At 74.3% G+C, this 19,269-nt stretch carries 16 protein-coding genes; 8 read left to right on the forward strand and 8 right to left on the reverse strand.

The window, feature by feature from the left end; translation table 11 throughout:
• Positions 1-123 precede the first annotated feature (123 nt).
• The 3 genes from QJ852_23170 to QJ852_23180 are packed head-to-tail and all read right to left on the reverse strand — an operon-like array spanning position 124 to position 2,233.
• A complete protein-coding gene (locus tag QJ852_23170) occupies positions 124-831 on the reverse strand; it encodes an LrgB family protein (GenBank protein WGX96038.1) in 708 nt (235 codons plus the stop codon).
• Complete coding sequence (locus QJ852_23175) at positions 828-1,238, reverse strand: CidA/LrgA family protein (GenBank protein ID WGX96039.1); 411 nt, start codon at positions 1,236-1,238, stop codon at positions 828-830. Before QJ852_23175 ends, QJ852_23170 begins: the two co-directional genes overlap by 4 nt.
• Complete coding sequence (locus QJ852_23180; protein ID WGX96040.1) at positions 1,235-2,233, reverse strand: pirin family protein; 999 nt, start codon at positions 2,231-2,233, stop codon at positions 1,235-1,237. The genes QJ852_23175 and QJ852_23180 overlap by 4 nt, the downstream gene beginning before the upstream one ends.
• 71 nt (positions 2,234-2,304) lie before the next feature.
• Between QJ852_23180 and QJ852_23185 the strand changes: the two genes are divergently transcribed.
• A complete protein-coding gene (locus QJ852_23185) occupies positions 2,305-3,426 on the forward strand; it encodes a glycosyltransferase (protein WGX96041.1) in 1,122 nt (373 codons plus the stop codon).
• 80 nt (positions 3,427-3,506) lie between these two features.
• Here QJ852_23185 and QJ852_23190 read toward each other — a convergent pair whose 3' ends face one another.
• The gene (locus QJ852_23190) at positions 3,507-4,556 is read right to left on the reverse strand and encodes a hypothetical protein (protein ID WGX96042.1); all 1,050 of its coding nucleotides are present in this window, start codon (positions 4,554-4,556) and stop codon (positions 3,507-3,509) included.
• Between the two features lie 121 nt (positions 4,557-4,677).
• Entirely contained in the window at positions 4,678-6,216 is a 1,539-nt protein-coding gene (mptB, locus tag QJ852_23195; GenBank protein ID WGX96043.1) for a polyprenol phosphomannose-dependent alpha 1,6 mannosyltransferase MptB, read from the reverse strand.
• Between the two features lie 148 nt (positions 6,217-6,364).
• Here mptB and QJ852_23200 point away from each other — a divergent pair, with 148 nt between their 5' ends.
• From QJ852_23200 to QJ852_23230, 7 genes are all read left to right on the forward strand, one after another.
• Positions 6,365-6,964 carry an RDD family protein gene (locus QJ852_23200; GenBank protein ID WGX96044.1) on the forward strand — a complete coding sequence of 200 codons (600 nt, stop codon included), beginning with the start codon at positions 6,365-6,367 and terminating at the stop codon, positions 6,962-6,964.
• Between the two features lie 110 nt (positions 6,965-7,074).
• Positions 7,075-7,554, forward strand: coding sequence for a nitroreductase family deazaflavin-dependent oxidoreductase (locus QJ852_23205; protein WGX96045.1), 480 nt, complete (start codon positions 7,075-7,077; stop codon positions 7,552-7,554).
• A gap of 46 nt (positions 7,555-7,600) precedes the next feature.
• The gene (locus QJ852_23210; GenBank protein ID WGX96046.1) at positions 7,601-10,180 is read left to right on the forward strand and encodes an AMP-binding protein; all 2,580 of its coding nucleotides are present in this window, start codon (positions 7,601-7,603) and stop codon (positions 10,178-10,180) included.
• Positions 10,177-11,181 (forward strand): iron ABC transporter substrate-binding protein, encoded by a 1,005-nt coding sequence (locus QJ852_23215; protein ID WGX96047.1) that lies wholly within the window; start codon positions 10,177-10,179, stop codon positions 11,179-11,181. Before QJ852_23210 ends, QJ852_23215 begins: the two co-directional genes overlap by 4 nt.
• An 80-nt stretch (positions 11,182-11,261) precedes the next feature.
• Complete coding sequence (locus QJ852_23220; GenBank protein ID WGX96048.1) at positions 11,262-12,728, forward strand: iron ABC transporter permease; 1,467 nt, start codon at positions 11,262-11,264, stop codon at positions 12,726-12,728.
• Complete coding sequence (locus QJ852_23225; protein ID WGX96049.1) at positions 12,725-13,795, forward strand: ABC transporter ATP-binding protein; 1,071 nt, start codon at positions 12,725-12,727, stop codon at positions 13,793-13,795. The genes QJ852_23220 and QJ852_23225 overlap by 4 nt, the downstream gene beginning before the upstream one ends.
• A gap of 193 nt (positions 13,796-13,988) precedes the next feature.
• On the forward strand, positions 13,989-15,503 hold the full coding sequence (locus QJ852_23230) for a sensor histidine kinase (protein ID WGX96050.1): 1,515 nt from the start codon (positions 13,989-13,991) through the stop codon (positions 15,501-15,503).
• Here the strand turns inward: QJ852_23230 and QJ852_23235 are convergent, their stop codons facing one another.
• Genes QJ852_23235 through QJ852_23245 form a run of 3 tightly spaced genes read right to left on the reverse strand, consistent with a single transcriptional unit; the run spans position 15,504 to position 18,954 of the window.
• Positions 15,504-16,190 (reverse strand): LuxR C-terminal-related transcriptional regulator, encoded by a 687-nt coding sequence (locus tag QJ852_23235; protein ID WGX96051.1) that lies wholly within the window; start codon positions 16,188-16,190, stop codon positions 15,504-15,506.
• Positions 16,180-17,001: a hypothetical protein gene (locus tag QJ852_23240; GenBank protein ID WGX96052.1), complete on the reverse strand. Its 822-nt coding sequence runs from the start codon at positions 16,999-17,001 to the stop codon at positions 16,180-16,182. Before QJ852_23240 ends, QJ852_23235 begins: the two co-directional genes overlap by 11 nt.
• 3 nt (positions 17,002-17,004) lie before the next feature.
• Positions 17,005-18,954 (reverse strand): hypothetical protein, encoded by a 1,950-nt coding sequence (locus tag QJ852_23245; GenBank protein WGX96053.1) that lies wholly within the window; start codon positions 18,952-18,954, stop codon positions 17,005-17,007.
• Positions 18,955-19,269: the final 315 nt, after the last annotated feature.

Raw genomic sequence — 19,269 nt, forward strand, 5'->3', positions numbered from 1 at the left:
AGGGTCGGAGGTTCGGGGTGCGGGGTGCGGGGTCGGCGGGTTCGGTTCAACTACCGGATTTGTCGTCTACCCGCGGGCACGACGACAAATCCGGTAGTTGAACCGCGCACACACCGGCACCCGTCAGAACAGAACGAGCGCCAGGACCGGCACGAGCAGGCTGATCGCGAGCGCGGAGAGTCCCATCGCGAGACCGGCGAAGGCGCCCTCGGTCTCGTCCTCGCGCAGCATCCGTGAGGCGCCGATGCCGTGGCTGACCGCGCCGACGGCGAGACCGCGGGCCCGGCGGTCGCGGATGCGGAGCAGGTTGAGCACGGCCGGGGCGATGATGGCGCTGACGATGCCGGTCACGATCGCGAAGACGGCCGCGAGCGGCGGGATGCCGCCGAGCGTCTCGGTGAGCGCGATCGCGACGGGTGTCGTGGCCGCCTTGGTGGACAGCGTCTTCTCCAGCGCCTCGTCGGCACCGAGCAGGCGGGCGAGGAGAACGGCCGAGACGATCGACGTCGCCGCCCCGACGAGCACCGCGACGAGCAGCGGTACGATGAATCCCTTGAGCCGGTCGGCCTGTCGGTGCAACGGGATGGCCAGGGCGACCGTCGCCGGGCCGAGCCAGAAGGCGATCAGCTCGGTGGCGCCGCGGTAGTCGGCGTAGTCGACGTCGAGCACCGTGATCGCCGTACCGGCCACGGCGATCGCGACGATCACCGGCTGCGCCAGCGCGTGGCCGCCGGTACGGGTCTGGAGCCAGCGGCCGGCCTGATAGCCCGCGAGGGTCACGAGCAGCAGGGTCAGCGGCGAGCGGGCCAGCTCGAGGAGGTCGTCCCTCACGTCGTCTCCCCCGTCTCGCCCGCCCCGGCCGCGCCGCCCGCCCCGGGCAGGTCATCGCGCGGGGCGCCGAGCAGCCGCTCCAGTCCGACCGCCGTCCAGCCGACGACGGTGAGGCCGAGGAGCCAGGAGCCGAGCAGGGCCACGGAGATCGGCAGGGCGTGCTCGCCGAGCAGGCCGAGATAGGCCACGATCCCCACCCCGGCAGGGACGAAGAACAGCTGCAGGTGCCGGAGCAGGGCGGATCCCGCGCGCACGATGGAGCCGCTGTCGTCGTACCGCCGCACGCGGAGGAAGACGAACAGCAGCAGCATCCCGACGACGGGTCCGGGCACGGTGACGTCGAGGACCCGCACGATCACCTCCCCGAGCACCTGGAAGGCGAGCAACCAGGTGAGGCCGGTGATCACCGGCGTTCGCGGAGCCGCGCGTTGGGCAGCCCTGGGGCGGGGATCGGGCGCAGCGGCTGGTCGGGGACGACGCCGAAGCGGCCCGGTGCGACCTGGCGGCTGTCGGGGACGACTTCGCCGTCGGCGCCGGTGATCTGGTCCTGCCAAGCCGCGCGATAGGAGACGACCTCGTCGTGGGTGCGGCCCACGAAGTTCCACCACATCACGATCGACTCGCCGAACGGCGGCCCGCCGAGCACCAGCAGCCGGGCCCCGGCGTCGCCCGCGGTCAGGGTGAGCTCGTCCGCGCCCGGCGGGACGTAGGCCAGGTCGGCCACCTCCGCCGTGACACCGCCGATGGTGACACCGCCGACGTCGACCAGCACCCCGTGCTCGTACGACGCGTCGACGGGGACGGTGAGCGTCGTACCCGGGTCGAGCACGAGCTCGGCCCCCAGCAGCGGCGTGAAGGTCGCCACCGGCGAGCTGTCGCCGAGCAGCGAGCCGAGGAAGACATGGGCCCGCCAGCCGTCCCCGCGGACCTCGGCGGGCGCGTAGTGCTGGAAGCCGGGGTCGGTGTCACGGTCGGCATCGGGCAGCGCGACCCACAGCTGGGCACCGTGCAGCACCGTGGTCTCCGGGGTCGACACCTCGGAGTGGCTGATGCCGCGGCCGGCGGTCATCAGGTTGACCTCCTTCGGCCGCACCATCGCGACATTGCCGGCGCTGTCGCGATGCTCGATCTCGCCGGTGAACAGCCAGCTCACGGTCTGCAGGCCGGTGTGCGGGTGCGGCGCGACCTCCATGCCGCCGCTCTCGCTCACGAGGTCCGGACCGTAGTGGTCGAGGAAGCACCAGGCGCCGATCAGCGAGCGCTGCCGCTGCGGCAGGGTGCGGCGTACCGGCATCGCACGGGGCCCGCCGAGCGGCACCTCGCGGGGCTCCATCAGCTCGATGCCGGCGGCCTGCCGGCCCTCGCAGATCACCTCGTCGGGCTGGGCGTCCGGATTGCTCATGTGCTCCATCCTTCCGCGCCCGTCAACCGCGTGGTCGGCGAGGGTTCACCCCCCGCCGCAAGGGTGTGCCCGTGCGGATCGCCCAGCTGGCCAACTTCGTCGGCGCGACGTCCGGAGGCATGCGGACCGCGATCGAGCAGCTGGGCCGCGGGTACGTCGCCGCCGGAGCCGAGCGCCTGCTCGTGATCCCCGGACCGGTGGACGCCGTACGGACCACGTCGCTCGGGGACGTGGTCCAGGTCCGGGCGCCGCGGGTGGGCGGCGGCTACCGGCTGATCGTCGAGCCGTGGCGGGTCACCGACGTGCTCGAGCGGTTCGCGCCGACCAGCGTGGAGTGGAGCGACAAGCTGACCCTGCTGCCCGTCGCCTGGTGGGCGCGGCGCAACGGCGTGCGGTCGGTGCTCCTGTCGCACGAGCGGATGGGCGACATGGTCGCGATGCGCACCGGCCTGGAGACCACCTCCAAGGTCTCCATCGGCCTGCTCAACCGGCTGATCGTGCGCAGCTTCGAAGTCGTGGTCGTGACCTCGGCGTACGCCGAGACCGAGTTCCGGACGGTCGCGAACGCCGCCGGCTGTCCGGTCGCGCGGGTGCCGCTGGGCGTGGACCTGACGACCTTCCGGCCCGCTGCTCCCGCGGCCCCCGCTGCTGGCGGCCTGCTCCGGCTGGTGCACGCCGGCCGGCTGTCCCGGGAGAAGTCCCCGCACCTGGCCGTCGCCACCGCGGTCGAGCTGCACCGCCGTGGTGTGCCGGTGCGCCTCGACGTGTACGGCGAGGGTCCGCACCGCGACGAGCTCGAGGAGCTCGCCGGCGACGCCCCCGTCCACTTCCACGGGTACGTCGACGGACGGGCCGCCCTGCGCGACCGGCTCGCGGCCGCCGACGTGTCCCTGTCCGTGTGCCCCGGCGAGACGTTCGGACTCGCCGTGCTGGAGGCGCTGGCCTGCGGCACTCCCGTCGTCACCGCCGACCGCGGCGGCGCCCGGGAGCTGGTCGACGCGTCCTGCGGGGCGTGGGCGGCACCCACCCCGACCGCGCTGGCCGACGCCGTGCTGCGACTGCTGCTGGAGCAGCCCGAGTCGCGCCGTCGTACCGCTGCCCGGCGGCGGGCCGAGCAGTACAGCTGGGGCCGCGCCGTCGCGCGGATGCTCGCGTTGCACGCCGGCGACCGCCTCGGCGCGCTGAGCGCCTGACCGCTTGTAACTAAGGGTTACAGCGCGAAAACCGCTGCAACAACGCCCGGGTAGTAGCCACAGCACCCGGGTAGATGGACTCAGGCCGACCGTCGGTCGCCGTACTCCCGGCGCAGCTCGGCGGCCTCGCGCGCCAGTTCGGGGTGCAGCTCGGCGCCGAATCGCTGGACCGACTCGGCGTGTCCGCGCCGGATCCGATGGATCGCCTCAGCGCGGCGGCGGCCCTTCCAGATGTCGTCGTTGACGACGCGGACCACGATCACCCCACGGTCGGTGACAGCCCGCTCGCGGAGCTTCTCGTCGAACCAGGTCCGTTGCGGATCCTCCGACAGCCCTCCGTCCGCCACCGCGGTGAGCTTGACCTCCCCGTCCGCCTCGATCATCAGGTTGCCGACGCGGAGGTCGCACCACGCGACGCCGCGCGTCGTACGCACGGGGAACTGCGTCTCCGGGTCCCCGATCCCTGCTTCGACGACGAGCTCGCGCGCCAGGCTCTCGAGGGCGCTCTCGGCGCCAGGGTCAGCGAGGTCGACGGCGGCGCGTGCCTGTTTCACGCCCGGCCAGCACGTCATGCCCTCCATCGCCAGCCGTAACTCCGCCCGACCGACGCCCCGTCTCAGGGCGGCGTCGCACGCCACCAGGCCGTGCCGGAAGCCGTGCTCGCGGGCGATGTCGACCGCCGTCCGGGCGAGGTCGAGCGCGCGGAGTCCGTCCACGACGACCACCTGAGCGGGATCGAACCGGGCGAGGTGGTGCTTGACGCCGTACTCCGTCCAGGCGTTGGTCCACCCCGGACGGGTCAGATGCACCAGCGGGTCCCGCGGACGCAGGATCGGCAGCTGCTGGAGGTGGGCAGAGGAGTCGTGGCTCAGCACCCAGTCCCGCTTCGCGGCGAGACCCGCGGCTCGCGCCAGGAGCAGTGGCCGTCCGACGTACTCGTCGAGGGCGTTCCAGTACTCGGTCGCGGTGAAGATCCCGCGCCTCAGCACGCGCAGGCGCGGTTCGTCCTCGTGGCGGCGGCGACGCAGCATCGAGCGGACCTGGCCCGGTCCGATGCCGAGGTCGTGCAGCTCATGACGGGTGATCAAGCCACCGTTGGCGGCCATCACGGCCAGGATCCTGGGATGCATGCTCCGGACGGTTGCCGCCCGGGGCGGCCCCGACACATCGAGTTCGCAGGCTGTGGACAACCGCGTACGACGGGTGCTCGGTCGGCCCGCGCGCGACGCGACTACCCGGGTGCTGTGGCTACTACCCGGGCGTTGTTGCACTGGTTTTCGCGCTGTAACCCTTAGTTACAAGCGGCGGGGCGAGCGGGGCGACGATCCGGGCCAGACGCTCGCGAGCGGGCGGGGTGAGCAACAGGACGGGGAGTAGGAGGGCGACGGTCATGCAGCCGATCACGATGGCGTAGTAGGCGCCGTGGAGCGAGGAGTCCAGCGGGGCGACCAGGCCGAGCAGGACGGAGACGGCGACGAGGGCGCCGGTGGCGTGCCGCGGGAGTCGTTGGGCGGCGAGGAAGGGCGGCAGCATCAGGAAGTACCACAGGTGCACGACGGGCGAGAGCAGCACGAACGCCGCGCCGGTGGCGGCGACCGCCGCGAGCGCGGTACGCCGGGAGCCGGTGCGCCAGCGCAGCGCGACCCACCCGCCGATCCCCGCCGCGGCGAGCAGCCCAAGGGCGCGGACCAGGTCGCGGAAGAAGGCGGGAGCAGTGTCGACGCCGAGGTGCAGGGCGATCCAGTCGAGGACGCCGCCGACCAGGGTGGTGGCGGACAGCGGGGTGTTGACCTCGCCGGGGACGGTGAGGGCCCGCAGCCAGCCGTTGCCGACGCCGGTGACGACGCCGAGCCCGAGCAGGGTGCCGAGCGAGACCGCGGCGACGGCGCCGAGGCGCCGCAGCCGCGCGACCAGCGACGCGCCCACGGGCAGGGACACGAGCACGATCCCGACGCAGACCAGCCCGCCGGGAACCTTGACGCCCGCGGCGAGGCCGGCGAGCACCGCGCCCCACGCCCAGCCGCGCTCGACGGCCACGACGAGCGCGGCGGCCATCAGCCCGACCATGAGCAGGTCGTTGTGCAGTCCGGCGACGCCGTTGGCCATCATCAGCGGCGAGACCACGACCAGCGCGGTCGCGACGGCGGGGTTCGCCCCGCCCCAGTGCGCGAGGCGCGGCACCGCCCAGGCCAGCAGGACCAGGCCCGCCAGCGCGAACCCCCGGTGCGCGATGACGAGGATCCACGGGTTGCCGGTGACGCCGGCGACGATCGCGCCGAGGAACACCGGCACCGGCCCGTACGGCGTCGCGGTGTCCCACCACATCGGGTCGACCGCCTGCACGATCGGCGGCCCGGTGACCCAGCCCGGCAGCGGGAGGAAGGTGGCGGGGGCGAGCGCCCCCGGCCCGACGAGGTACGGCGAGAGCCCCACCTCGGCGAGCATGCCCTGGGCGGCGTACGACCATCCGTCCCGGGAGAACAGCGGCGGCGCGAGCAGCAGCGGGACCGACCAGACGACGGCGGCGAAGCGCACCAGCGCCACGCCCTCGGCCGGGTCGGCGGTCTCGCGGTCGCCGACGGCGACCGTGCGGCACAGCCGCAGCCAGGCGTTGGCCAGCAGCCCCAGGCCCACCAGGACCACCACCAGTCCGGCCATCCGGCCGATCTCGTGGGCCCGCAGCGCCTCCAGCGGGCCGAGCCGGAGCACCGGCGTGGACGCGGGCAGCGTGGCCGTGACGAGTCCCCCGAGCAGCACGAGGAGGCTGCCGATCGTTCCGCGAGCGATCACGCTCGGAAGGTAGGTGGAGGCGCTGTCGCGGGGTTGAACGCCCGGGCAACAGGGCAAGAACGCTCGCAATGCCTGCTCGGAGGCCGTCCAGGGCACTAGATTGCTGCCATCCCGGTGCGCCCCCTGCACCATGACACGAGGAGACCCCATGTCCGAGAACCAGCCGCCTCCCCCGCCCCCGCCGGGCGGGACCCCGCCGCCCCCGCCGGGTGGCTACGGCGGCGCGCCGCAGCCCGGCTACGGCGGCGCGCCGGCCGGCGTCCCGCGACCCGGAGAGCTGCTCAACCGCTTCCTGGCCCGCCTGATCGACCACGTGCTGCTCGGCATCGTGTTCGGCATCCTGTGGAGCGTCTTCACCGCGATGTTCCTGACCGGCTTCGTCCACTCCACGGGCGAGTGGTTCCTCTTCTACCTGTTCCTGTCGGTCGTCTCGGTGGCGATCAACCTGGCCTACTTCGGCCTGATGGAGTCCAACCGGGGCCAGACGGTCGGCAAGATGCTGCTCAAGCTGCGCACCTACGGCCCGGACGGCGTCTCGAACCCGACCCTGGAGCAGGCGCTCAAGCGCAACGGCTACGTCGCGCTCAACCTGATCAGCGTGATCCCGTTCATCGGCCCGGTCATCGCGAGCCTCGGCACCCTGGCGGCGGTCATCTACATCGCCGTGACGCTCAACGGCGACCAGCCCGAGCACCAGGGCTGGCACGACAAGTTCGCGGGCGGCACCCGCGTCGTGCAGGTCGGCTGACCGCAGCACCCGCCGTACGACCGGGGCGTCCTCCTTCGCGGAGGGCGCCCCGTGGCACGTCCGGGCCGGTCCCCACCCGCCGACCCGAGAACACGTTCTAGGGTTCGGCCATGGGCCTGTTCACCCCCGTCGCGATCAAGCTCGGCTCCCAGCCGTGGATGCCGAGGCTGCTCCCCCAGATCACCTGGACCGATCAGCGCCTGCAGCGCCTCACCGGCCGCCGGGTCAGTCTGGTCGGGCTCGCCGGGCTGCCGAGCCTGCTGCTGACGGTGCGTGGGCGCAAGACGGGCATCCCGCGCTCGACGCCGCTCCTGTGCGTGCCCTGGCAGGGCGGCTGGCTGATCGCCGGGTCCTCCTTCGGCGCCCCGAAGCCGCCGGTGTGGTCGGCGAACCTGCGCGCGGCGGAGACGGTCGAGATCGACTACCGCCGCCGACACCACCGCTGCACCTGGCGCGAGCTGACCGGCGAGGAGAAGGAGCGGGCCTGGGGGCACATGCTGACGATCTGGCCGAACTATGCGAAGTACGTCGAGTGGACCGACCGGGTGATCCCGGTCTTCCTGTTGCATCCCCAGGACCCGTCTCAGTAAGGACAGCCTGGCCGAGCCAAGGGCAGCCTTGCTTTAGCCTTTCCCCGTGGGGGAAGGCACAGCGGGTGCACAGGTCGCGGCACGCATCGCCGACGACCTCGCCCGGCACGGCGCCCACCCCGCGCTCCGGACGACGAGCGGCCCGGTCAGCTACGCCGAGCTCGCCACCCGCGTGGCCGACGCGCGGGCGACCCTCGACGCGCTCGGCGCCGGTCGCCGACAGCTCGTGCACCTGCGGCCGGCCGCGACCACCGAGTTCGTCGTGGCCTGGCTGGCCGCCCTCTCCGGAGGACACCCGGTCCTGCTCACCCACGACGAGGGCCTGGCCCGTGCGTACGCCGTCTCCGCGACCCACGACGGCGGCTCCTGGCGGGCCACGGGGCGCCCCGCCCCCGACCTCCACCCCGACCTGCGGCTGCTGCTGAGCACCTCGGGCTCGACCGGATCGCCCAAGCTGGTGCGACTCTCGGCGGCCAACCTGGACGCCAACGCCGCCGCCATCGCCGACTACCTCGGCCTCACCGGCGACGACGTCGCGCTGACCACACTGCCCCTCGACTACTGCTACGGCCTCTCGGTGCTGCACAGCCACCTGCTCGCCGGCGCCGCCGTCGTCCTCGACGACCGCTCGGTCACCGACCCGGCCCTGTGGGACCGCGCCCGCGCCGAGGGCGTCACCTCCTTCGCGGGCGTGCCCTACACCTTCGACCTGCTCGGCACCGCCGGCTGGCCCGACCTGCCGACCCTGCGTCAGGTCACCCAGGCAGGCGGGCGCCTGGCTCCGGAGCGGGTCCGCGCGCTCGCCGAGCAGGGCCACCGCGAGGGCTGGGAGCTGGTCGTGATGTACGGCCAGACCGAGGCCACCGCCCGGATGGCCTTCCTGCCGCCCGAGCTCGCCGCCCGCCACCCCGGCGCGGTCGGCGTCGCGATCCCCGGCGGGGAGTTCCGACTCGATCCGGTCGCCGGTGCCGGGCCCGGCGTCGGCGAGCTCGTCTACCGCGGCCCGAACGTGATGATGGGGTACGCCGAGGCACCCACCGATCTCGCCCGCGGCGCCGGTCCCGACGAGCTGCGCACCGGGGACCTGGCCCGGTTCGGGCCCGAGGGGCTGGTCGAGATCGTGGGGCGGCGGTCCCGCTTCGCGAAGCTCTTCGGCCAGCGGATCGACCTCGACCGGCTGCAGACCCTCCTCGGCCTGGGCGGGTACGACGCCGGGTGCGCCGAGTCCGCCGACGGCACGCACCTCGTCGTGGCCGTTCCGGGCGCGCCCGACCCGGCGACGGTGGCCGAGGTGGTCACCGCTGCCGCGGCGGCCACCGGTCTGCCGGAGCATGCGGTGCTCGGCGTACCCGTCGCGGGGCTGCCACGGCTGCCCAACGGCAAGCTGGACCAGCAGGCGCTGGCACGGCTCCAGCCGCCGACCGCTGCCGAGACCGGCTCCGCACCCGGCTCGACGGCGGCCTCGATCGCCCGGCTCTACGGCCGGATCCTCGGTCACGAGCAGGTCGGCCCGGACGCCTCCTTCGTCGGCCTCGGCGGCGACTCGCTGTCCTACGTCGAGCTCTCGCTGCGCCTGGAGAGCCGGATCGGCCGGCTGCCGGCCGACTGGCAGACCTGGACCGTGGCCGAGCTCGCCGCGCGCCACGACGCCGTTCCCGTCCCGGCCCGCCGGCCGCGCTGGGCGCGGGTCGACACCACGATCGTGCTGCGCGCGCTGGCGATCGTGCTCGTCGTCGGCTCCCACACCGACCTGTGGGTCGTGCTGGGTGGTGCCCACGTGCTGCTCGCCGTCGCGGGCGTGAACTTCGCGCGCTTCCACCTCGCCGACGAGGGACCGCGCGAACGGCTGCGGCGGGTCGCGCGGGCCGCGGGCCGGGTCGCCGTGCCGGCGGTGCTCTGGATCGGGGCGGTCGCCCTGCTCACCGGCCGGCCGGGCTGGCGCAGTGTGTTCCTGCTCAACGACGTGCTCGGTCCGCGCGACTGGTCCGAGCCGGCCTGGTACTACTGGTTCGTCGAGGTGGTCCTCCTGCTCGCGCTCGGCGCGGGCCTGCTCACCGCCGTGCCGCGGGTGATGGCCCTCGAGCGGCGCCACCGGTTCCCGCTGGCCCTGGGGCTGGCCGCCCTCGCGCTCGTGCCGCGGACATGGGCCGACCTGGCATCGTACGGCGGGGACGTGATCCACTCCTCGGTCTTCGTCGCCTGGCTCTTCCTCGGCGGCTGGGCGGCGGCTGTCGCCCGCGGACCGCGCGACCGGGTCCTGGCCAGCGTGGTCCTGCTCGCCGGCTGCTGGGGCTTCACCGGCAGCACTGAGCGCGACCTGCTCATCGCCGCCGGCTGCCTCGTCCTCGTGTGGGTGCCGAGCGTGCCCTGGCCGCGGGTGCTGGTCGGGCCCACCGGGGTGATCGCGAGCGCCTCGCTCTACGTCTACCTGACCCACTGGCAGGTCTATCCGTGGTTCGAGAGCCGCTGGCCGCTCGGCGGGCTGATCGCCTCGCTGGCCGTCGGCGTCCTGACCTGGCAGCTCGTCAACCGCGCGCCCGCCTGGGCCCACCGCGTGGCCGCCGTCCCGGCCCTGCCGCGGCCTCACTACTCTCCCGTCCAACCACTCCGACAGGAAGCCCGATGAAGAAGCAGCTCGTCCTCGGCGTCACCGCCCTCACCCTGGTCTCCCCGCTCCTCGCCGCCTGCGGCGAGGACGAGCCGAAGCTGGTGATCTACAACGCCCAGCACGAGCCCCTCCTCAAGGAGCTCGCCCCGGAGTTCACCAAGGAGACGGGCATCGAGGTCGAGCTGCGCAACGGCAAGGACCTCGAGCTGTCCAACCAGCTCGTCCAGGAGGGCAAGGCCTCGCCCGCCGACGTCTTCCTCACCGAGAACTCGCCGGCCATGTCGCAGGTGGAGGCGGCCGGCCTGTTCGACCAGCTGCCCGCCGACATCCTCGACGTGATCCCCGCGCAGTTCCGGCCGGTCAGCGGCCTGTGGACCGGATTCGTGGCCCGCTCGACCGTGCTCGTCTACAACACCGAGCAGATCCAGGAGGCCGAGCTGCCGACCTCGCTGCTCGACCTGGCGAAGCCGGAGTGGAAGGACCGGATCTCCTTCTCGCCCACCGGCGCCGACTTCCAGGCGATCGTCGCCGCCGTGCTCGAGCTCGAGGGCCCCGAGGCGACGAAGGCGTGGCTGGAGGGCATCAAGGCCAACGGCACCGTGTACGACGGCAACAACCTCGTGCTCGAGGCCGTCGACTCCGGCCAGGTCGAGGTCGGCATCGTCTACCACTACTACTGGGAGCGCGACCGCAAGGAGAACGGCGACGTCAGCGACCAGAGCGCGCAGCACTACTTCACCGGAGGCGACCCGGGTGCCTTCGTCAGCGTCTCCGGCGCCGGCGTCCTGAAGTCGAGCGACATGAAGAAGGAGGCCCGCGAGTTCGTCGAGTTCCTGGTGAACGAGACCGGCCAGCAGGTCCTCGCCGACAGCTACGCCCTGGAGTACCCGCTGAACCCGGCCGTGGAGCTGGAGGGCGTGACGAAGCAGTTCAGCGAGCTCCAGCCGCCGCAGGTCAACGTCTCCGACCTCGACGCCGAGGCTGTGGTCGACCTGATGACGGAGGTCGGCTTCCTCTGAGCCCACCCCGCGCCCCGGGGGCGTCGCGCTCGACCCCCGCCCTCCTCCTCGTCGGCCTGGCCATCGCCGGGCTCGCGCTCGTGCCGCTCGGGTACGTGCTGTGGACCACGGCCGAGCTCGGCCCCGGCGAGGCCGCCGACTTCCTGTGGCGGCCCCGCATCGGCGAGCTGCTGTGGAACACCAGCCGGCTCCTGGTCGCCGGGGTGCTGACCAGTGCCGTCGTCGGCGTGGCGGGAGCGTGGGTGGTCGAGCGGACCGACGTGCCGGGACGCGGCTGGTGGCACGGCCTGCTGTGCGCGCCGCTCGCCGTACCCGCCTTCGTCAACGGCTTCGGCTGGGTCTCGACGACCCACGCGGTGCAGTCGTTCCCCGGCGCCGTGATGGTCGTGACGCTGTCGTACTACCCGCTCGTCTATCTGCCGACCGTCGCCGCGCTGCGGCGCCTGGACCCGGCTGTCGAGGAGGTCGCCACCGCCCTCGGCAAGGGCCCGTGGCAGGTGTTCGTCCGGGTCACCCTGCCGGCGATCAGCCCGGCCGTGCTCGGCGGCGCGCTGTTGGTGGGCCTGCACCTGCTGGCGGAGTACGGCGCCCTGCAGCTGCTCAACTACCCCACCCTGACGACCGCGATCCTCCAGCAGTACGCGACCGTCTTCAACGGCCCCGAGGCCACCCTGCTGGCGCTGGTCCTGGTCACCTTCTGCCTGCTCCTGCTGGGCATCGAGCTGCTGCTGCGCGGCCGGCGGCCCCGGTCGCGGGTCGGCGCGGGCACCAGTCGGGAGGTGGCGCGGATCCGGCTCGGGCGACGCCGGCCGGTCGTCGTGGCCGGGCTGGCCGGGCTCGCCGTCTGGGCGCTCGGCGTCCCGCTCGCCAGCCTGGTGCGCTGGCTCGTCCGGGGCACGTCGACGGGCCTGGAGACCGGGGAGCTGACCAGCGCGCTCGGCAACACCCTGCTGCTCGCCGTCCTGGGCGGCGCGCTCACCACCGCCGCCGCGGTCCCCGTCGTGTGGCTCGCGGTGCGCCACCGCGGCCTGCTCACGACAGCGATCGAGCGCAGCGTCTACACCGCCAGCGCGATGCCCGGCATCGTGATCGCCCTGGCCCTGGTCACCGTGTCGATCCGGGTCGTGCCGGACCTGTACCAGACCCTCGCCCTGCTGCTCGTCGGCTACCTGATCCTGTTCCTCCCCCGCGCGGTGGTCAGCGTGCGGGGCACCTTCGAGCTGGTGCCGCCCGGCCTGGAGGAGGTCGCCCGCAGCCTGGGCTGCAGCGGACCGGAGGTGGCGCGCCGGGTGACCCTCCCGCTCGTCGTACCCGGACTGGCGTCGGGGGCGGCCCTGGTCGCCCTCGCCATCTCGACCGAGCTCACCGCCACCCTCCTCCTCGCCCCGCTGGGCACCGAGACCCTGGCGACGAAGTTCTGGTCCTACGGCTCCTCGATCGCGTACGGCGCCGCCGCGCCCTATGCGCTCGCCCTGATCGTCCTGTCCGTCCCGTCCACCTGGCTGCTGGCCCGACTCAGCATCCGGGCCCCGAGGAGCACCCGATGACCGCACTCGAGATCCACGGGCTGGAGGCCGGCTACGGCCGCACGACGGTGCTGCAGGGCGTCGACCTGCGGGTCGCGTCGGGCGTGACCGCGATCCTCGGCTCGTCGGGCTGTGGCAAGACCACGCTGCTGCGGGCGGTCGCGGGCTTCGTCGAGCCCCGCTCCGGCACGATCGACGTGGCGGGGCGTCGGGTCGTGGGCGGTGGCCGGACGGTGCCGGCCCGCAGCCGCGGCATCGGCTACGTCCCCCAGGAGGGCGCGCTCTTCCCGCACCTGAGCGTCGCCCGCAATGTCGCCTTCGGCCTCCCCCGCGCGCAGCGCCGCGACGCCGGGGCGGACGTCGCCGCGGCCCTGGAGCTGGTCGAGATCGACCCCGGGCTCGCCGAGCGCTACCCGCACGAGCTCTCCGGCGGACAGCAGCAGCGGGTGGCCCTGGCCCGCGCCCTCGCCCCGCGACCCGCCCTGGTCCTGCTCGACGAGCCCTTCTCCTCCCTCGACGCGTCGCTACGCGAGGAGACCGGTCGCGCGGTGGTCCGCGCCCTGCGGGCGGCCGGCGCCGCCGCCGTCCTGGTCACCCACGACCAGGGCGAGGCGCTCTCCCTCGCCGACCAGGTCGCCGTCATGGTCGCCGGCCAGTTCCTGCAGGTCGCCGCCCCCGCGGAGGTCTATCTCGCCCCGGCCGACCCTCGCGTCGCCGGCTTCATCGGCCATGCCTCGCTGCTGCCCGGCGAGGTGACCGCCGAGGGCCGGGGCCGCTGCGCCCTCGGCGAGCTCGCCCTGCGCGCCGTACGGACGCCGGCCGGGCCGGCCCGGTTCGCCGTCCGCTCCGAGCAACTGCAGGTCCGCTCCTCGGATGCGGACTCCTCCGGGGTCTCCGGCGAGGTCGTCGACGTCAGCTTCTTCGGCCACGACGCGACCATCCGGGTCCGACTCGCCTCCGGTGAGCAGGTCACCGCCCGCACCCCCGCCGACACCGTCCCGGTCCCCGGCGACCGGGTCCGGGTGGCGGTCGTCGGGGACGTGATCGCCTTTCCGGGCGGGGTGTCCGGGGGCCCGGAGGGGCTGTAACACGCCGTCCGCCCGACTGGTCGCCGGTTCTCCGCAGAAAACCGCGCGAATTCCCGCGTCTCGTGCTGACAACCGCCGGGTGGCCGGGTGGACAGCGTGTTACAGCCGGGGCCCGGCCACCCACCCACCGATCCGACGCTCCCCATCGCCCGGAAACCCACCGCAACGCACGTCCGCTCCCCACAATGAAGGGGTGACGGCGCATCCGGGGGGCCGTCGGGATCGGGACCCCGCGCGGGCCCGCTCCCGGCGGCGGGTTCGCCACGACGGGCAGCCTCGTGCTCGCGCGTCGTGGTGGTGGAGCGCGGCCGTCGCCGGGCTGTTGCTCCACCCGTACCTCGTCGTCGCGCTCCTCGGCGAGGGCGGCGACACCCGGCTCGCCCTGGCCGGGCGCTCCTCGATCCTCCTCGCCGACCTGCTGGTGCTCGGCGCCGGGATCGCCCTCGCCGTCGACGCCCGCCTCACCCGCGACCCGCTCCGCGCCGGTATGGCGGTCGCGGCCACCCTGGTGGCGATCCAGGACGCGCCCCTGGTGGTGCTGGCGATGATCGACCCGGCGCTCGGCAGCCACTCCTACCGGCTGACCACCGGCCACCTGGTCACCGTGCTCATCGTGCTGGTCGTGCTGCACCGGGCCCGCCGCGCGGTGACGCCGGTGCAGCGGCCGATCGCCGCCGGCGTGCTGCTCGGACTCGCGGCGCTGGGCACGACCCTGGGCCTGCACGCCCTCTCCACCGCGCTGGACCACGGCTCGGGATTCCTGTGTACCGGCGACCCGTTCGACGTCGCGCTGATGGTCCTGATCGGCGTCGTCCTCGCGGCGATCGGACTGCAGCTGCGTCACTCGCCACTGCCCGCCTGGGCCTCCAGCCGGATCGGCGTCGGGATCCTCGCCATCTTCGCGGCCCGCCTGTGGGCGACGCTGACAGCCGCGACCACCCCGCCGCCGGCGGCGGTCGCCGGCGTCGCGGTGTTCAGCGCGCTGACCGCGACGACAGCCGCGGCGCTGCTGCGGCTCTCCCTGGAGCAGACCAGCGACCGGGTCGCCCACTACGCGCGGATCGCGGCCGAGGCCCAGGCGGAGGTCAAGCAGGACCGCGAAGTGGCCCACGACGTACGGTCGACGGCCGCCGGCATCGCCGCGGCCGCCCGCCTGCTGGCCAGCGGACAGGTACCTCCCGGCCCCCGGCGCGACGCCCTCCAGGACATGGTCGACAGCGAGGCCGCCCGGCTGCGGCGTACCGTCGCCGCCCAGCCCGGCCCCCTGACCGTCGTCGCGGTCGACGAGGTGGTCTCCCCCCTCGTCGTCGCCCAGGATGCTCTCGGCCACCGAGTGACCTGGACCCCCGGCGGACACCGGGTCGTCGCCCGCAGGGATGCGCTGGTGGAGGTGCTCGTCACCCTCGTCAACAACGCCGCCGACCACGCCGGCGGCCGGGGTACGACGATCCTCTCGGCCGCGATCGGCGACCGGGTGATCATCGTCGTCTCCGACGACGGGCCGGGCATCGATCCGGACATCCGCGCCAGCCTGTTCCAGTGGGGTGCCCATCGCAGCCTGTCGGCGGGGCAGGGGATCGGGCTGCACCGCGCCCACCGGCTGGTCCTCGAGCAGGGCGGGACGCTGGAGCTGGTGGACGATCCCGGGGCCCGGGGCACCGTCTTCGTGATCACCCTGCCCCGCGCGGAGGGCCGGATCTCCCGCTGATCAGCGTCGGGCGCGCGGGAACACCTCCAGCGAGCGCCGGTACAGCGCGACGGCCCCGAGCTGCGAGTCCACGTCCAGCTTGCGGCGCAGCGACTTCACCTGGCTGCGCACCGTCGCCTCGGCCACCCCCGACGCCTCGGCGATCCGGCGCACCGACCTGCCGTCGTAGAGCGAGCCGAGGATCTCGTACTCCCGGTGCGTGAGCAGCTCCATCCGCCGGATCAGCTCGCGCTGCTCCTCCGCGACGCTCTCCCACGCGGCCAGGGCCCGCTCGCGCAGTGCCGCGGGCGTCGGCGACCGGCCCGCCATCGTGTCGCGGAGGGCCTTCGCGAGACTGGCCGTGGTCGTCGTGGTCGGCAGCACGCCCAGCGCCCCCGCGTCCAGGACCGTGCCCCAGCGCGGGCCGAACTCGCTGTCGGTGAGCACCAGCCAGCGGATCGGCCCGCGCGCGACGAGCAGCTCGACGTCGTGCAGCAGGTCGGGGGTGCGCAGGTCGCACAGGATCACGCCGACCGACGCGCCGCTGCGGGCGAGGGCGCGACGGAACGAGAGCCGCCCGCCGCGCTCGGGCCAGTCGAAGAGCACCGGCGCCAGGCCCCGGCCGCGCAGCGCCGCCGCGATCGCCTGACCCACCAGACGGCGCTCGGCGACGAGGGCGATCCGCCGGACCGGCTCCTCAGCGGACATCGACGACGACACGGTCGATCGTTCCGTGGAACTGGTCGGTGGAGTCGCCGGTGCTGTCGGGGATCCGGCCGCGGGCGGTGACCTTCGCGCCGATCGACAGGGGGACGTGCGCGAAGACGATCTCCCCGGGGTCGCCCGCCGCCGTCCATTCCCGCGGCTCGGTGGTGCCCTCGAGGTCCGCCAGCCGCAGCCGCACGGAGCCCGCCGTGCGGGTACAGGTCAGGCGGTACCACCGGCCGGGCTCGACCGGCTGGTCACCGGCCACCACGATCTCGCCCAGGGTGCCGGCCAGACGGCACGAGGGGACGCCGTGGTCGAGCTGGATCTTGAGCTGGGCCGGGTCGCCGAACCGGCCGCGCTGGACGAGATTGTCGCCGTCGTCCTCGGGCCGGCCCGCGGTGGCCGGATCGGCGCGGAAGTCCACCCCCACCACGAGATCGCGCGGACCCGGGTCGAGCGGGTCGGGGACGGTGGGGTCGGTCCGGACCACGATCGCCGCCGCCGGGACCGGACCCTGCTCCGCGTACACCGGCGTCCGCACGGCCGCGCCGCCGTTCCGGCCCGGCGTCCAGGTGAGCCGGCCGCCGCCCTGGGTGACCACGGAGATGTCGACCGGGGCCGTGCCGTCGTTGACGGCTCCCGGGACCAGGTCTCCCGGCACCACCACCTGATCGAAGCCGAGACCGAGGTCGACGCCGCGCAGGCCGCGTGCAGGGTCGTGCGGCGGTGGCGCCACGGCGCCGTCGCTGACCCCGCACCCACCGGCCACGCCGAGAGCGAGCAGGACCAGGGCGTGTCTCCGCGCCGGCACGGCTCAACCGCCCCGTCCGGTCACGGGACCGACGAAGACGGTGCCCGGTCCCCAGCGGACCCCGTCGACGCCCGGACCGCCGACGTCGACCACCGCGCCGGTCGGGACCGCCGCCGCGGCCGTCTGCGTCCAGCCGGTACGCCGCAGGCGCCCGTCGGCAGTGGTCCAGTACAGCCGTCTCCCGGCCGCGAACAGGGCGCGGACCCGCCGTGGGTCGAAGCCGCCGACCCGCCGCGACGCCACCGACCGCACCGCGCCGACGATGCCGCTCTCCGGGTTGAAGTAGCGGTAGTGCAGGGCCCGGGAGCCCGCCAATGTGAAGTAGAGCCGGCCACGGTCGTAGAACAGACCCGTCATCGACGCCAGCTCCGCGCGCCACGCGGCCAGCGGGACCACGCCGTCGGCCCCGTCGACCGGCACCGCCGGTCCATAGGAGGCGCCGTCGAAGGTGCGGCGCGTGAAGGTGCCGTCGCGGCCCGCGACGTAGAGCCGGTCGCCGAGCACGAAGGCGCCGGCGACCGCCCGCCAGTCCGGGCTCCCCTCCTGCGTGCCGGCCGACACCGTCGCCGGCGGCCCGACGCGCGTGCCGCGATGGGTACGCCGGGTCAGGTCGCTCCCCTGCGCGAGGTAGAGCGTCGCGGCCCGCCGGGGCGTCGCCAGTGCCGGGTAGGCCGCCCCGGCCGCCGGCAGGAGGGCGATCCGGGAGCGCAGCTGGTCGTGACCGATCCGGTCGGTGTCGGAGCCGACCCAGAGCCCGGCCCCCGTCGCGAGCAGGTCCCCGACGCCGATCCCCTTGCTGCGTCCGGGGTTCCAGGTGAAGGGGAGCCCGTTGACCGGGCTGAGCGCGGCGATGCCCTCGCGGGCGACGGTGCCCGGGCCGGGCGTGTTCGAGCCGAAGGGGTTGTTGAACCAGCGCTGGTGGCCACCGACGTAGACGGCCGCGGGGGTCACCTCGACCGCCTGGACCGTGTCGCCCCCGGTCGACGCGATCCAGGACGGCCTGACCCAGCGGTCGCTGCCGCGGGTCTCGAACCGGGCGACGGTGTCGCAGGGCGACGACGGGCCACCCGGGCCGCCCGACGTCGCGACCACGAAGAAGGAGCCGTCGGGCGCGAAGGCCACGTCGCGCACGTAGCTGTAGTAGATGGCCTCGCACTCGGCGGCGTAGAACCGGGTGCGGAACCGCGACAACACGGCGCCGCGCCGCGTGAGGTCGAGCACGGCGAGCTGGCGCCGGCTCTGGCCCAGGACGGACCGGAAGTTGCCGATCGCCACCAGCCGGCGTCCGTGGGGACTCAACTCGATCTGCGCCACGGTCGTGCGCCCCAGGCCACGCCGGGCTCGGCCGGCGACCGCGACGTCGACCGCGTGGGCGGTGCCGGTGCGCGCCGCGAGGAGCGCGAGCGCCCGGTGGCGGTGGCCGCCGATCCGGGAGAACGAGCCGGCGACCCACAGCCGGTTCCGCTGCAGCCGCAGGTCGCGGACCGGGCCGTCCACCCGGCCGGCGTCGAAGCGCGGTACGACGGAGCCGTCCGCCAGGGCGATCTGCGCGACCCGCTGCCGCGGCTGGCCGGCGACGCGGGTGAACTCGCCCCCGACGTACACGGTGCCGTCGCGGCCGGGCGCGACGGCGCGGACCGCGCCGTCCGGGTCCGGACGGAAGGCGGGGTCGATCCGGCCGGTGGCGGCGTCGAAGGCGAGCAGCCCGCGGCGCGGTAGCTCCGTCGTACTGCCGTCGTCGCGGGCGCGGGTGAAGGTTCCGCCCAGGATGATCGTCCCCCCCACCTGGACCACCGAGAGGACCTCGCCGTCGAGCACGTGCGGGGTGCCCGGGACCGGCTCCTCGCCGACCAGGGCGCCGCCCGGTTCGGTGGTCGCCGAGGCCGGCGCCACCAGGGCCGAGGACCACCCCAGGGCCAGGCAGCAGAGGAGCACGGCGGCAGTGCTGCGCATGGGGCCTCCCCTCCCCGCCGGCCGATCACCGGGGTTCAGGCGACAGTAGGACGCTGCGTCGGGACCCGCGCCGCGCGCGGAGTTAGTCCCCCAAAATTGGTGAGCCGGGACCGGGTGGGCGCGGGGTCTCCTAGGAGGATGACGTCCGCCACGCCACCGGGGGACCGGCCCGGGCGGGGCCGTGCCTGGAGTCTCGGCGCCGTCGCGAGCGGCGCTTCGCGCCGATCTGGCAAGGCGGCGGAGCGACGACGTGCTGGATCGCCCTTCGAGCGACGCCAACGCAGCCAGATCGGATGCGAAACGCCGCGCAGCAGG

Origin of the sequence: Nocardioides sp. L-11A (assembly GCA_029961745.1) — a bacterium.
GTDB lineage: Bacteria > Actinomycetota > Actinomycetes > Propionibacteriales > Nocardioidaceae > Nocardioides.

What these genes read in the sequence shown, in the direction of transcription:
- QJ852_23190 (WGX96042.1), bottom strand. Translation starts at nt 4,556, where the DNA reads ATGCATCCCAGGATCCTGGCCGTGATGGCCGCCAACGGTGGCTTGATC.
- QJ852_23180 (WGX96040.1), bottom strand. Translation starts at nt 2,233, where the DNA reads ATGAGCAATCCGGACGCCCAGCCCGACGAGGTGATCTGCGAGGGCCGG.
- QJ852_23200 (WGX96044.1), top strand. Translation starts at nt 6,365, where the DNA reads ATGTCCGAGAACCAGCCGCCTCCCCCGCCCCCGCCGGGCGGGACCCCG.
- QJ852_23215 (WGX96047.1), top strand. Translation starts at nt 10,177, where the DNA reads ATGAAGAAGCAGCTCGTCCTCGGCGTCACCGCCCTCACCCTGGTCTCC.
- QJ852_23225 (WGX96049.1), top strand. Translation starts at nt 12,725, where the DNA reads ATGACCGCACTCGAGATCCACGGGCTGGAGGCCGGCTACGGCCGCACG.
- QJ852_23245 (WGX96053.1), bottom strand. Translation starts at nt 18,954, where the DNA reads ATGCGCAGCACTGCCGCCGTGCTCCTCTGCTGCCTGGCCCTGGGGTGG.
- QJ852_23235 (WGX96051.1), bottom strand. Translation starts at nt 16,190, where the DNA reads ATGTCCGCTGAGGAGCCGGTCCGGCGGATCGCCCTCGTCGCCGAGCGC.
- QJ852_23205 (WGX96045.1), top strand. Translation starts at nt 7,075, where the DNA reads ATGGGCCTGTTCACCCCCGTCGCGATCAAGCTCGGCTCCCAGCCGTGG.